Origin of the sequence: Vibrio parahaemolyticus, assembly GCF_900460535.1 — a bacterium.
Lineage (GTDB): Bacteria > Pseudomonadota > Gammaproteobacteria > Enterobacterales > Vibrionaceae > Vibrio > Vibrio parahaemolyticus.
In genome coordinates this window covers 1,173,239-1,186,806 of record NZ_UHIL01000001.1, presented here as the reverse complement: position 1 = coordinate 1,186,806, position 13,568 = coordinate 1,173,239, and the positions used below count along the sequence as shown (strand labels likewise).

Genomic DNA, 13,568 nt, shown 5'->3' with positions numbered 1-13,568 from the left:
GATTTCGTTTCATAATTAGGACTAGCCGGACTTTTCCTGCAAAGCAGAAACGTTGTTAGCATTCCTTTTGTCTTATTCGTAGGTTTAAGGATGAGACTACTATTAAGTCACTCAACAGTTCTAAACAAAGTCACTTCACAGATCATAAGATCTTGGGTAACGTGAAGAAAAAACACATCGGTGAGGAGACACAATGAGTAAACCATTACGAGAATTGCTCAGCCTACTACAACTCGAAAAATTAGAAGAAGGCTTGTTTCGTGGACAAAGTGAAAACCTAGGTTTACCTCAAGTCTACGGCGGCCAAGTGATTGGACAAGCCCTCTCAGCGGCGCGTTATACAGTAGAAGAAACACGCACTGTACACTCCTTCCATAGCTATTTTCTCTACCCTGGAGACCCTGAAAAGCCGATCATTTACGATGTGGAAAATTTAAGAGATGGACGTAGCTTTAGCACCAGACGCGTTAAAGCAGTGCAAAATGGACGACCTATTTTTTACCTAACGGCTTCTTATCACGGCGATCAACCGGGGTTCGATCACCAGAAAGCCATGCCAGATATTCCGGGGCCTGAAAACTTCGCCTCAGAGAGTGAACTCGCAAGTCATATCGCGGAGTTTCTGCCAGAGCGCTTGCGTAAAACATTCTGCGGAGAAAAACCGATTGAGACTCGCCCTGTCACGGTGATCAATCCTCTAAAACCCAAAAAAGCGGAGCCAAAACAGTACCTTTGGATTCGTGCTAACGGTGAGATGCCAGATAACCAACTGATTCATCAATACTTGCTGGCTTACGCGTCAGATTGGGGATTTTTGGTCACGGCGATGCATCCACATGAAGTGTCGTTAATGACGCCGAATTTCCAAGTCGCGACGATTGACCATTCAATCTGGTTCCATCGTCCCTTCAAGATGGATGAGTGGCTTTTGTACGCAATAGAAAGCCCAACGGCGAGTAATACTCGTGGCTTAGTGCGTGGCGAAATTTATAACCAGCAAGGTCATTTGGTGGCGACTGCCGTACAAGAAGGAGTCATGCGCTACACGAAGTAATCCGTGCGTATAAGACGCAAAAAGGAGTGCTCAGCACTCCTTTTTCGTGGGTATCAAACGATGATTAATTCGGTTGATACTTCATGGTGACCACTGACCACTCATAAAGTGATTTCGGATAGCCATACTTGCTTTTGCCGTACACCACATTTGGCTTGGCATAAAAACCGCCGTCATCACTCGCTAAGAACTCACGTTGACCGCGACGGTAGTACACGATTGGCGCTGCCAACTCATACTCAATATTTTCTAGTTTAGAGTCGTCAATCACTAAAAAGCGAGTCATACGAATCGTACTACCGTTCGCACAATAGCCTGCTGCATCATAATCAATTGCATCGAATGGTTTTAGATCATCAGAAAACAGATCCGCAGTACAGCCATCAAATCGAGCAACATGTACCCAGACTGCCTTTTGTTGGGTTAGGTCATCGCTACCCACTGGTTTTAACAAGAACAGCGCGACCTTACCTTTGCCAAGTTTTTGCAGCTCATCATCCGTCGGTTCACGCACCGAACGCGACCCCATGATGCCAAACTCACTTTCTTCTAAATTGGAAAACTGTGGGGCACTGAGGGTACTTACGATGACGGTTTGTTCGCTATCAAGTTGTGTGTATTTATCTGCAACACCCGATTCCGCCAAATCGACATTAACCGTGACTCTTGTTCTTGGTAACGCTTTGTAATCTCGCGATTCACTCTCAGAAATATCCAACGCAATAGAATGATATTGAGAGTAATTAGTTAGCGTCAACTCAGCTTTCGCATTGTCTAACGTGGCAAGCTCTTCGCTCACGGTATCAGCAAATGAGTAAGTGCGAGTGCCTACCGTTTTACCAAAGTCCAAACTAATCGTCTTAAATGGCGTAAATTCCACAGTTTGAAGCTTCGTCGTAAGACCTGGATGATCCGCTTTATTAATGGTGCCGTTAACCAATACTGTTTTAGTTGTATAGTTACGTGCAGTTAACGTCACTTCCACTTGGTAGTCGCCAGCATGCAGCACTTTCAAACGACCAGAATCTGAAGATAACAACTCAACCACCGGCTCAGCTTGGTTAATCAGACGGTAGCTTGCTTTGGCTTCTCCCCCACTCATCACAGGTGTGATAACCGCACCAGCAGAAAAGTCCAGAGTTGGATAAGTAATAGAAACCGGGTTGCTACCTTGTTTAATCGTTACAGCAAAACTACTTTCACCTGGAGTAAACTTATCGTTGCCTGCGTCCGACACAATAACTCTGGTGCTGCCCGCATTCAGAATGCGCATATCACCCGTTTTGCGATCTAAGGAAACCACATCGGTTGCAGAATCCGTCGCAAATCGGTAGCTCACTTCGCCAACCGTACCGAGAATCGATGGTTTTTGGACATAAGGTTGGTTGATGTTCCACGTACCTTCTACTACGCCTGACTGGATAGCAATTCGGCTTGGCGCACTCAGAATGTTGAAGCGAACTTTTTGATCTGGACCGGCCGTGTAATTTGCACTCTCTTTCCTGCGAACCGTTAACGTCGTTTGACCCGCTTTGTAGACACGAATAAGACCGTCACCAATAACATCTGCAACACCTGGAGAAGTATTGTCAACGACTTCCAAATGATCATTGCTGGCCGTTAAACCAAAATCACGCTGCAAGTTAAAATCGTAGTCTTTGCTGTATACCATTTCATAATCTTGCGTCGTCATCGCTTGGCCTTGCGCTTTCGCAACTTTGATCACAACATTGAATTGAATTGGTTGGTAAAAGTCACCGCCATCATCTTCAAACTTAAGACGATATTCGCCCGCGGTATCCACTTCTAAGTTGCCATCCTTCATTCGAAGACCTTCAGGCAACCCACCAATCAGACTGACTTTGCCTTTCTGACCAGCAAACGCCATTGGAATAGCCAGTTTAGGCTGATAAGTGAGAGACATTTCCACGTCTTTCATTACCGGATGAGGTGCGCGTTCGATTTCAATGTTGAAGCGGGTTTTACTTGCTGGATAATTACGCAAGTCGTATTCGTAGGCTTCAACTTCTGCACTACCAACGCCTTTGATCAGCAACGCTTCACCATCCGTAGTTTTAGCGACAACGTCTTCACCATTGATGATGCGATATCCATAATCGCCGCGAGCGTGCGCAACTTGAGGGAAGATGCGTCCACCGTCTTCATACGTCTTAGCGATATTCGCAATACTGATGGCTTGACGTTGACCCGGTTTCACATCGACCACAAACTGAGCGACTTGCTGCTTGTTTAAGAAAGCATCGCTGTATGTTGCTGTCGCCTCAACGGTTACCTGACCAACGTTGTGGATCAAAAGCAAACCCGTTTCTGGGTTTAGTAACTCGGCAACCTCGTTGTCTGGTTCGCTGCGCAGAATTTTGTAAGTGATATTTTGCGTTTCAACTTTATCCAAACGTGAAGGCGCTAAGGTTAAACCGTCTCGATACTCATCTTCGATTAAGGCAAATTTAAGTTGCTCAGCACCTATTGCATACAATGTCACGGTTGCACGAACTTGCTTAGGTAGATATAAGTCGTTACCTGAATCGGAAATCAGTACAGAAGCCTGCCCCGCAGAACCAAGTGAATAAACAACGCCGTTATCATCAACTTGAATGAGGTTCTGCCCGCTTTCGACTTGATAACTCAGTTTACCTTTCTGCCCGCGCACGGTCAGAGCTTTCCCGTCAGGATCGAGTGCTACTAGGCTTAAATCACTGGCAGAAAGATCATTGTTAAAACCTCGTTCAACCGTGACTGAAAACGTCGTTTCAGAAGATTCATACACAGAACTGGTATCTGTTGCACGAATTATCGCGGTGCCTGGACGCAGGATTTGAAATACTCCCGAATCATTCACCCTCACCACATTCGGCGGATTTGAATCAATGACTTGGTAAGATACTGAGCCGCGAACGTTGCTCAGTAGTGTCTGAGTGATGGTTCCCACACCCTCAAACTGCAACGAGGCATCTTCAACAATCAGCTGTGGACGACTCTGCTTCGTGATAGAAGTTGGAGAGCTTGTATTGCTCGGCTTGGAGTCACCTCCTCCACCGCAACCAGCAAGTAAAGCAGCAAGAAAAATCAAATAATAATTTCTGTTCATTTTTAGTAATAATTTGTTACATCTCAAGGGACGAGATAATAATACGATGTTTTATTAATCGCTATCCCTATTGTTGATGACTTTATTACTTAAGTATTTACTACTATATTAAGGGTAAAAATAAATTCTGATAAATGGCGAGAAAATTACCCGAAAAAACGCGAAGCAAACGTTTAAATTAATGTAATTAATTAATTTAGAAAGAGTGAATATTCAACAAAATAAAACAGGAAAAATAATGAAGAAAAATTGCGTTAATTTTTGGCGGGTTATGCTGTATGGACATTAACAGATTAGAAAAACATAATTATCTAATGCACAAATAAAAGCAAGAACGAATCTCGTTTATATTTAATAAAAGAGATATGTATTTTAAAACTGGAATAATGTCACTCTTACATTCCATTTTAATGTCTCGTCAGTAACAACTATTATTCCAGTAACTGTAAACTTAGATTAGCTTCGAATTGGCAACTCAGTGGTATATTTAATCGACTCCATTGCAAATGTTGAAGTCACGTTAGAGAGCCCCTTTACACTATTCACTAAGCGCTTATAAAACTCGTCAAAGCACTTCATATCTTTCACCAGCACTTTCATCATGTAGTCATACTCGCCGGCCATACGATAAAACTCCATCACCTCAGGGAAATCACTCACTGTTGTGACAAAATGGTGATACCAATCTTCGGAGTGATCGATTGTTTTTAGCTGAACAAAAGCGATAAAAGACAAGTCGAGTTTTTCTGCGCTCAGTAACGCGACGCGCTTTTCAATGTAGCCTTCCTCTTCCAACCTTTTTAAACGCTTCCAGCATGGTGTTGTTGTCAGATTGACTCGCTCTGCTAAGTCATTTAATGACAAGGTGCTGTCGGTTTGTAGCAAAGCAAGCAACTGTTTATCGACGCGATCTAATTTCATTTCCATAAAGACCATAAAATGTAGAAAATTTTTCTATACCAATACCCATCAAGAGCAACTATAGCAAAGTTTTTCTCTCACCTTATAGGTAAATTATCCCTATCTAATGCTTATCTATCGATTTCCAAGGAGAGACGCCATGTGTACTGACCACAACTGGATCAACAATGCAGTGCGTAAAATTGAAGCAGATTTTCAACGCTCTGCTGATACTCATTTATTTAAACTCGAACTGCCTTCTCTTGATGGTATCGATATCTACCTAAAAGATGAGAGCACGCATCCAACAGGCTCTCTCAAACACCGATTGGCGCGTTCGTTATTTCTTTATGCGATTTGTAATGGGTGGATTGGTCCTGAAACCACTGTAATTGAAGCATCCTCAGGCAGCACAGCCGTTTCAGAAGCGTATTTTGCTCGCTTACTTGGCTTACCTTTCATTGCCGTTATGCCAAAAACCACCGCGCGTAAAAAGATTGAACAAATTGAGTTTTACGGTGGCAAAGCACACCTTGTTGAACGCTCAGATCAGATTTATGACGAGTCTCGACGTTTGGCTCAAGAGTTAAATGGTCACTACATGGATCAGTTTACTTATGCTGAACGTGCAACTGACTGGCGCGGCAACAACAACATCGCGAACTCGATCTTCAGCCAAATGCAGTTAGAAGATCACCCAATTCCGAGTTGGGTAGTGATGAGTCCAGGAACTGGTGGCACATCAGCAACCATTGGCCGCTTTATTCGTTACCAAAAATACGACACCAAACTGTGTGTAGTAGACCCCGAAAACTCAGTGTTTTACGATGCCTTCCAATCCGGCAACAATGAATTAAAAGGCAATACTGGCAGCAAAATTGAAGGCATAGGCCGACCACGTGTTGAGCCAAGCTTTATCGCCGGTGTTGTTGATGAGATGCGAAAAATTCCTGATGCGGCAAGTGTCGCGACCGCGCATTGGGTTTCTCAGCTGATTGGACGTAAAGTCGGTGCATCTACGGGGACGAACCTCTACGGTGTACTTCAACTGGCCTGCGAAATGAAACAACGCGGTGAAACAGGCTCTATCGTGACACTTCTATGTGACTCTGGTGAGCGTTACTTAGATACGTATTACGACTTAGCATGGGTAAAAGAGAACATCGGTGATATTCAACCTTACCTCGCGCAACTTGAAGTCATTCAAGCGAAAGGCTGTGTTGAGCCGGCATGTTGCGGTCCAATTACCGCTTAAGATGCAAATTCGAATGTAAAAAAACAGCCCGCTTATGTGCGGGCTGTTTTTTATTGATTGGGATTACTTTTTCTGACGCGCTTCAAACGCGGCCAATTGTTCTGGCGTTGCTGCTGGTTGATGGTTTTGTTTCCACTCATCATAAGTCATGCCGTAAACACGTTCGCGAGCGTCATCAATATCTAAATCCAAACCGAGATTTTCAGCCTCTGCTTTGTACCATTTGCTAAAGCAGTTACGACAGAAGCCCGCAAGGATCATCAGGTCGATGTTTTGCACATCTTTGTTTGCATCTAAATGCGCCAATAAACGACGAAATGTCGCTGCGTCTAACTTGTCTTGTTCTTCTTGAGTCAGATTTTTATATTTGAATTCAGCCACTTTACTTTCCTTCTCTCTTATTTGATTGGCTTTCGTCACCATATCCAGTTAGTCCACTTTCATAAGTAGGAAGTATGCTTTAGCGCAACAATTCCCATTCGAAAATCACTACCTTTGAACAAAAACTGATATGATAAGCGCCATCTATCTTATTGATTAAATTAATATTAACACAAATCATTACAACGGTCTTTTACAAAGGTTATCGTCAAGTTATGAAAAACGCCATCCTATTATTGTCTGCCTTGACCATCAGTGTGCCGACTTTTGCTGCTCAAGAACAAACTCATCAATCTTATTTTTATCTAGGTACTGGTAACGTTGGTTTCGATACGCCGTATTTTGGATCAGACAGAGACAATGAGTGGTCCACACCGCATATCACTGTTGGCTGGGGCTATCATGTTAATCAATACCTTGCGTTTGAAGGTGTACTTCGTTACTCCCAAAACGAGCTTAAGAACGACACGCTAAAAACAGATTTGGATTTGCACTATTACCAAGCGGGCATGTCAGCGGTATTGACCAGTGACAACCTAGGCGACACACCACTCTCTTTGTTTGGCCGCGTGACCGCTTTGGGGACTCAAGCAGAAATGTATGTTCCAAATGCCCAGAAAGTGACTGACGACTCTGGCGCACTGTTTAACGTAGGAGCTGGAGTTCATTGGGATATGAGTAAAGATATCTGGTTACGCGCAGAGTACATTTACAATGTCGCAGATATGGGTTTTGAAGACTTTTACGACAGCTATGAAGGTCTACAAATAAGCTTAGGAAAACGCTTCTAGCGCGACGTTGAACCCAGAATTTGAAGTTAAATGTAAAGAAGCCGAGGCAAATGCCTCGGCTTCTTTTATCAATCTAAAAAGTAGCTTTGCTTATTGAGCAGAAAATTTTTCTGCGGTCTCTTTGTTTACATGACTGCTAGGTTGAACAGTATCAAGTGACGCCAAAATACCATCTTGATGACCTTTTAGCGCATTCGTAAACGTTGGAAGTGCAGTGGTGACTAACAACGCCATAATACCCGCAACCAGAACCATTTCTACCATGTAACTACCACGAACTTTTTTCAAGGGAACACCTCAATAATCATAGGTATAGCCACCTTCCTGGCTTTATACCTAGCAAGACTCGACATTCAGTCATAAACGATGAGCGAGTCCTGTGCCCCTCGAAGAGGTGGCGAAATAATAACCACAATTAATGATTAGATCTATAAATAATCACTAGAAATATAAAAAAACGCCGAACAAAAATGGTTCGGCGTTTTTAATCAAAGCGTTACATGTTGTCGTTAAGGATGCACTGTGCGGCCTTTCGAATCGTGGCTGAGCGCCTTGTTCAGTTCTGCTTCTACGTGGCCTGGAGCTTGTGTTTTCGCAGAAATCAGTCGGTACATCGCGGGGATAACAAACAAGGTCACCAATGTAGCAAATCCCATCCCGAAAAAGATAACCGTACCCACAGCAATACGGCTCTCATAACCAGCACCTGTTGATACGATCAACGGGATTGCACCTGCAAGTGTGGTAAACGCAGTCATCAAAATTGGGCGTAGACGTCGCGCGGCGGCATCAATGATCGCTTTTTCAAACTCAACGCCACGGTCACGTAGCTGGTTGGCAAATTCTACGATCAAAATGCCGTTTTTCGTTACCATACCGATCAACATGATCATGCCAATCTGGCTGTAAATGTTCATCCCTTGCCCCATCACGACCAAACCAAGGAAACCACCAAACACACCCATTGGTACAGTGAACATCACTACTAGCGGGTTCACGAAGCTTTCAAACTGAGCCGCCAACACGAGATACGCCACCAGTAATGCCAGTGCAAACACAACTGCGACACTCGCTTGGTTCTCTTTAAAGTCTTTCGACTCACCCGAATAACTCACAGAAATGTCACCCGGCAAGTTGTCGATGGCTTGCTGATCGAGGTAATTCAGCGCTTCACCCAATGTATAACCTTCGGAAAGATTTGCAGTAATGGTGATGGACTTCTGTTTGTTGTAGTGAGACAGACGGATAGATGCTGCCACTTCTTCTATTTTAGTGACCGTGTCTAATGTCACTAGATCGCCGCTATTGGTACGCAGATAAATCTGACTCAAATCGGCAGCATTATTGAAGCTATTTTCATCACCGCGAAGGTAAACATCATACTCTTCGCCACGCTCAACATAAGTCGTTTCGCTTTTACCGCCGAGCATGATTTCTAACGTGTCAGAAATGTCTTTTACGCTCACACCGAGTTCAGCCGCGCGTTGTTTGTCGACCGTAACTAACAGCTCTGGTGTTTTCTCGGAGTAGTCTATCTCAGCGCCTTCCATCATTGGTGATTCTTCGGCTTTGTTCTTCAACAGTTCAGCCCAGACGAGAAGTTCATCGTAATCCGAACCACCTAATACGAACTGAACTGGCTCACTCGAACCACCTTGGAAACCTGGCATAAATGGGAACACTCGAACATCAGGGATACCCGCCAATGCACCACGTACTTTGTTGAGCGCTTCCTGAGCCGTTACATCACGTTCATTCCAATCTTCTAGAATCATGATCACAAAGCCAGTTTGGTCACCTGCCTGACCACCAAACGCTGGCGTTTGGATGCTGAATGACTTCAGATAACCTTGCCCTAGCAATGGCATCAATCGGTCTTCGACAATATCCATATTGGCTGACATTCGGTTGTACGACGTAGCATCTGCGCCGCGCACAAACGCAAAAATCACACCGCGATCTTCTTGTGGCGTCAATTGAGCTGGTACTTGATTCATTAGGAAATAACTGCCGCCCATACAAGCCAGAATCACCAAAGGCGCAGCCAAACGAGCTTTCAATGCTCCTTTCAATAATGAGCGGTAGCCATTCTCCAGCTTGCTAAACAGACGATCGACCACTTCGTTGAATCGATTTGGTTTTACATTTGCCTTTAGGATCTGGCTGCCCAACACAGGTGTAAGTGTCAGTGCAATCAAAGAGGAGAAAATTACCGACATAGCCAGCAATACAGAAAACTCTGTAAATAGCAGCCCTACCATGCCATCCATAAAGGAAATCGGCAGAAACACCATCACCAGCACCAACGTTGTCGCGATAACCGCAAAACCAACCTCTCGAGTGCCTTTGTACGCGGCAAGCAGAGGCGATTCACCACGTTCAATATGGTGGAAGATGTTTTCAACAACCACAATCGCGTCGTCCACCACTAAACCAATAGACAGGATCAACGCCATCAAAGTGATCAAGTTGATAGAAAAGCCAAAGTAGTACGCGGCAATGAACGAAGAGATCAGAGAAACGGGCACCGTAACCGCTGGGATTAGAGTCGCACGGGCTTGTCCGATGAAAATATACAACACCAAGATCACCAAGCCACCTGTAATAAACAGCGTGCTGTACACCTCTTCGATTGAACGCTCGATAAATACTGTCGCGTCGTAATCAATCGCGAGACGTGTTCCTTCTGGTAAGAACTTCTGAATGTTATCGACTTCAGAACGAACCAGCTTCGCCACTTCTAGCGGGTTTGCGTCTGACTGCGGTACCACACCAAGGCTGATGTTTACAACACCGTCACTTTTGAAGGTCGAGTTCTCGTTTTCTGCACCAATAAAGACATCCGCCACATCTTTTAGGTAGATAGGCGTGTTGTCGCTTGCACGTTTAATGACAAGATATTGGAAGTCCTCAGGCGTGTTATAAGTACGAGCTGTACGCACCGACATCACCGTCGAGTCGTTGCGAACTTCACCACCCGGGCTTTCTAGGTTCTCACTTCGTAAAGCTGATGTAATATCCGATGCCGTGACCGCACGACCAGCCATAAGCTCTGGTTTGAGTTTCACGTACATGACTTTGTACAAACCGCCAGAGAGATCGATAGAACTCACACCCGTGATCAAACTGAAACGATCCATCAGAACACGCTCGGCATAATCCGTCAGCTGTGTACGGTCCATTTCAGAAGAACTTAGATTGATGTAAAGGGACGCTTCACCCGAACCATTGTTCTTGTAAACAATTGGGTCATCTGCTTCATCAGGTAACGAGCGCTGAGCACGAGCAACGGCGTCACGCACATCACTCACCCCAGTATTCAGATCGTAACCTAACTCAAAGGTGATCGTGATGCGTGACATGCTGTTACGAGTGGTAGAACTGATTTCATCAATTCCACTGATCCCAGAAAGCTGATCTTCCAGTACGGAGGTAATTTGGCTTTCAATAATGGTTGCCGACGCGCCTTCATAACGCGTGCTGATAGAAACGACTGGGCTCTCAATATCAGGCATTTCACGAACGGCTAATTTGGTGAATGACACAAAGCCAAATACACACAACAGCATACTCAGAACTAACGCCGCGACAGGGCGTTTAACTGAAACGTCGGAAAGTAACATTAGTTTTCTTCCTCAGCCGATTCACTGTCATTGCCTGTCACATCCGTGGTGTTCGCTTTGAGTGGCGCGACAATTTCTTTCACTTCAACGCCATCACGCATGTTAACAATGCCTTGAACAACGATCTTGTCACCAATCTCAACGCCAGATTCAATCACTACTTCGTTGTCGACACGAGCACCCAGCAACACCTCTTGGCGAGTCGCTTTGTTGTTTTCATCAATTACATATACAAAGCGTTTGGTGCCTGAGTATTCAAGTGCTTGAACAGGAATGATCGGCGCTTTAATAGCAGGAAATGCCAGTGAAGCGTTCATCAACATGCCCGGTTTCAATTGGTTTTCTGGGTTATCAAACTCAATGCGCACGCGCAAATTCAATGTCTCTGCACTGATTCTGGTATCAATACCAGTCACTTTCCCAGAAAAACGTTGTTCACCCCAAGCACTGGTCTTCGCGGCAACTTCCATTCCAACTGACAACATCGACAAATAACGTTCTGGAATTTGTAAATCCAACTCCATGACCGACAGATCGTCTAATGTCAGAAGCTCAGTTCCTGCGCTAACCATTTTCCCGCGGCTGAAATCGATAAATCCAACCGTTCCAGAAAAGGGCGCGGTGATATGCAGATCGGCGAGATTCGCTTTCGCAGCATCAAGTCGAGCCTGAGCAATCTCCACGCTTGCTTTTTGTGCATCAATTTCGGTTTGAGTAATTGCGTTTCGTTTAACTAAACGCTGAAATTCTTTTAACTTACGTTCTTCATCTTTTAAGTAAGCTTTTGCCTCAACCAGCGCTGCTTGCGCTTTATCATCATCCAATTGAATTAACAGTTGGTTTTGTTGCACGTTCTGGTTTGCTTTTACCGCAATTTGTTTGACCTTACCTGCAACTTCTGAAGCGACAACCACAGACTCTGCCGCCTTCAATTTGCCGATAAGGGATAAAGATTGATTAATTTCGTGCGTTTCTACTTGCTCAGTCACAACCGTGACCGCAGACGGACCTCGCTTTGCTGCAAAAGCGCTAGGGGAAGCCATTAATATAGAAAGCGTTAAAACAGATAAGGATAAAGTGGCTTTCATGCTCATGATCTTGACTACTAAACGAATAAACTTATGTCATTAAACTGCTTACAGTTTATCAATAGATACGTCTTTTAACGTCAAGTAGTGTAAATTCCAGTAAAAAGTATATTTTCGTTCTGTATAAAGGACATACAAAACGCTGACTTTCTACCATCTTTGCCCAAAAAGGCAGCATTCAACGTAAAAACGCTAGAAAAACGCTTTACAGCCGGAGCGAGTTTGCTATGATGCGCTCCGCACTTGAGAGATGCGTTGGGAAAACATTTTTCAAGTATAAAACACCCTGGAGGGGTTCCCGAGTGGCCAAAGGGAGCAGACTGTAAATCTGCCGGCTCCGCCTTCGATGGTTCGAATCCGTCCCCCTCCACCATATTCTTTCTTGTGATTATGTCATGAGAACACACTTGGAAAGCCGTGTTGGGAAAACACTTTCTAAGTATAAAAACACCCTGGAGGGGTTCCCGAGTGGCCAAAGGGAGCAGACTGTAAATCTGCCGGCTCCGCCTTCGATGGTTCGAATCCGTCCCCCTCCACCATATTCTTTCTTGTGATTTTATCATAAGAAAACACTTGGAAAGCTGTGTTGGGAAAACACTTTCTAAGTATAAAAACACCCTGGAGGGGTTCCCGAGTGGCCAAAGGGAGCAGACTGTAAATCTGCCGGCTCCGCCTTCGATGGTTCGAATCCGTCCCCCTCCACCATATTCTTTCTTGTGATTTTATCATAAGAAAACACTTGGAAAGCTGTGTTGGGAAAACACTTTCTAAGTATAAAAACACCCTGGAGGGGTTCCCGAGTGGCCAAAGGGAGCAGACTGTAAATCTGCCGGCTCCGCCTTCGATGGTTCGAATCCGTCCCCCTCCACCATATTCTTTCTTGTGATTTTTTCATGAGAAAACACTTGGAAAGCCGTGTTGGGAAAACACTTTCTAAGTATAAAAACACCCTGGAGGGGTTCCCGAGTGGCCAAAGGGAGCAGACTGTAAATCTGCCGGCTCCGCCTTCGATGGTTCGAATCCGTCCCCCTCCACCATATTCTTTCTTGTGATTATGTCATAAGAAAACACTTGGAAAGCTGTGTTGGGAAAACACTTTCTAAGTATAAAAACACCCTGGAGGGGTTCCCGAGTGGCCAAAGGGAGCAGACTGTAAATCTGCCGGCTCCGCCTTCGATGGTTCGAATCCGTCCCCCTCCACCATATTGAAAAGCCAGCTCATCGAGCTGGCTTTTTTCGTTCTATACATCGTAAGATCAACACCCATTCTAACAATCTCTCGCTCACCCCATAGTGTCGCATTCATGTTCTACGAACTCCTAATGTAGCTAAGATCTTCAACCAATACCGACACATTGCTTTAGGCC

Annotated in this window: 9 protein-coding genes and 6 tRNA genes; 9 read left to right on the top strand and 6 right to left on the bottom strand. The window is 44.6% G+C overall.

The genetic code is table 11. The features are described 5' to 3' along the window. Positions 1–193 precede the first annotated feature (193 nt). Entirely contained in the window at positions 194–1,054 is an 861-nt protein-coding gene (gene tesB / locus DYB02_RS06095; protein WP_005461165.1) for an acyl-CoA thioesterase II, read from the top strand. A 64-nt stretch (positions 1,055–1,118) separates the two neighbouring features. On the opposite strand, the gene DYB02_RS06090 is transcribed toward tesB, so the two are convergent. Together DYB02_RS06090 and DYB02_RS06085 are read right to left on the bottom strand one after the other, a co-directional pair. Further along, positions 1,119–4,163 carry a hypothetical protein gene (locus DYB02_RS06090; protein WP_029806186.1) on the bottom strand — a complete coding sequence of 1,015 codons (3,045 nt, stop codon included), beginning with the start codon at positions 4,161–4,163 and terminating at the stop codon, positions 1,119–1,121. 456 nt (positions 4,164–4,619) lie between these two features. Further along, positions 4,620–5,084, bottom strand: a complete 465-nt coding sequence (locus DYB02_RS06085; RefSeq protein WP_005481879.1) for an Lrp/AsnC family transcriptional regulator — start codon at positions 5,082–5,084, stop codon at positions 4,620–4,622. Between the two features lie 139 nt (positions 5,085–5,223). On the opposite strand from DYB02_RS06085, the gene DYB02_RS06080 reads away from it, so the two are divergent. After that, on the top strand, positions 5,224–6,318 hold the full coding sequence (locus DYB02_RS06080) for a PLP-dependent cysteine synthase family protein (RefSeq protein WP_021823471.1): 1,095 nt from the start codon (positions 5,224–5,226) through the stop codon (positions 6,316–6,318). A 63-nt stretch (positions 6,319–6,381) separates the two neighbouring features. Here DYB02_RS06080 and DYB02_RS06075 read toward each other — a convergent pair whose 3' ends face one another. Beyond that, a complete protein-coding gene (locus tag DYB02_RS06075) occupies positions 6,382–6,699 on the bottom strand; it encodes a DUF1244 domain-containing protein (protein WP_021449582.1) in 318 nt (105 codons plus the stop codon). A 215-nt stretch (positions 6,700–6,914) separates the two neighbouring features. Here DYB02_RS06075 and DYB02_RS06070 point away from each other — a divergent pair, with 215 nt between their 5' ends. Then, positions 6,915–7,490, top strand: a complete 576-nt coding sequence (locus DYB02_RS06070; RefSeq protein ID WP_005495951.1) for a porin family protein — start codon at positions 6,915–6,917, stop codon at positions 7,488–7,490. Between the two features lie 90 nt (positions 7,491–7,580). On the opposite strand, the gene DYB02_RS06060 is transcribed toward DYB02_RS06070, so the two are convergent. From DYB02_RS06060 to vmeE, 3 genes are all read right to left on the bottom strand, one after another. Continuing rightward, the gene (locus tag DYB02_RS06060) at positions 7,581–7,778 is read right to left on the bottom strand and encodes a type II secretion system protein (RefSeq protein WP_005461161.1); all 198 of its coding nucleotides are present in this window, start codon (positions 7,776–7,778) and stop codon (positions 7,581–7,583) included. A gap of 221 nt (positions 7,779–7,999) precedes the next feature. Further along, positions 8,000–11,113 (bottom strand): multidrug efflux RND transporter permease subunit VmeF, encoded by a 3,114-nt coding sequence (vmeF, locus tag DYB02_RS06055; RefSeq protein ID WP_025526759.1) that lies wholly within the window; start codon positions 11,111–11,113, stop codon positions 8,000–8,002. After that, positions 11,113–12,207, bottom strand: coding sequence for a multidrug efflux RND transporter periplasmic adaptor subunit VmeE (gene vmeE / locus DYB02_RS06050; RefSeq protein WP_021453753.1), 1,095 nt, complete (start codon positions 12,205–12,207; stop codon positions 11,113–11,115). Before vmeE ends, vmeF begins: the two co-directional genes overlap by 1 nt. Before the next feature lie 282 nt (positions 12,208–12,489). Between vmeE and DYB02_RS06045 the strand changes: the two genes are divergently transcribed. The 6 genes from DYB02_RS06045 to DYB02_RS06020 all read left to right on the top strand — a co-directional run bounded on the left by DYB02_RS06045 (position 12,490) and on the right by DYB02_RS06020 (position 13,404). After that, positions 12,490–12,574, top strand: a tRNA-Tyr gene (locus tag DYB02_RS06045). Between the two features lie 81 nt (positions 12,575–12,655). Beyond that, positions 12,656–12,740: transfer RNA gene (locus DYB02_RS06040), tRNA-Tyr, on the top strand. Between the two features lie 81 nt (positions 12,741–12,821). After that, a tRNA-Tyr gene (locus tag DYB02_RS06035) sits at positions 12,822–12,906 on the top strand. A gap of 81 nt (positions 12,907–12,987) precedes the next feature. Then, positions 12,988–13,072 (top strand) — tRNA-Tyr (locus DYB02_RS06030). Positions 13,073–13,153: 81 nt separating this feature from the next. Continuing rightward, positions 13,154–13,238 (top strand) — tRNA-Tyr (locus DYB02_RS06025). A gap of 81 nt (positions 13,239–13,319) precedes the next feature. Further along, a tRNA-Tyr gene (locus tag DYB02_RS06020) sits at positions 13,320–13,404 on the top strand. The last annotated feature ends 164 nt before the right edge of the window (positions 13,405–13,568 follow it).

Bases quoted from the DNA above. Each gene is read 5' to 3' on its own strand.
- tesB (WP_005461165.1), top strand. From the start codon at position 194: ATGAGTAAACCATTACGAGAATTGCTCAGCCTACTACAACTCGAAAAA.
- DYB02_RS06090 (WP_029806186.1), bottom strand. From the start codon at position 4,163: ATGAACAGAAATTATTATTTGATTTTTCTTGCTGCTTTACTTGCTGGT.
- DYB02_RS06085 (WP_005481879.1), bottom strand. From the start codon at position 5,084: ATGAAATTAGATCGCGTCGATAAACAGTTGCTTGCTTTGCTACAAACC.
- DYB02_RS06080 (WP_021823471.1), top strand. From the start codon at position 5,224: ATGTGTACTGACCACAACTGGATCAACAATGCAGTGCGTAAAATTGAA.
- DYB02_RS06070 (WP_005495951.1), top strand. From the start codon at position 6,915: ATGAAAAACGCCATCCTATTATTGTCTGCCTTGACCATCAGTGTGCCG.
- vmeF (WP_025526759.1), bottom strand. From the start codon at position 11,113: ATGTTACTTTCCGACGTTTCAGTTAAACGCCCTGTCGCGGCGTTAGTT.
- vmeE (WP_021453753.1), bottom strand. From the start codon at position 12,207: ATGAGCATGAAAGCCACTTTATCCTTATCTGTTTTAACGCTTTCTATA.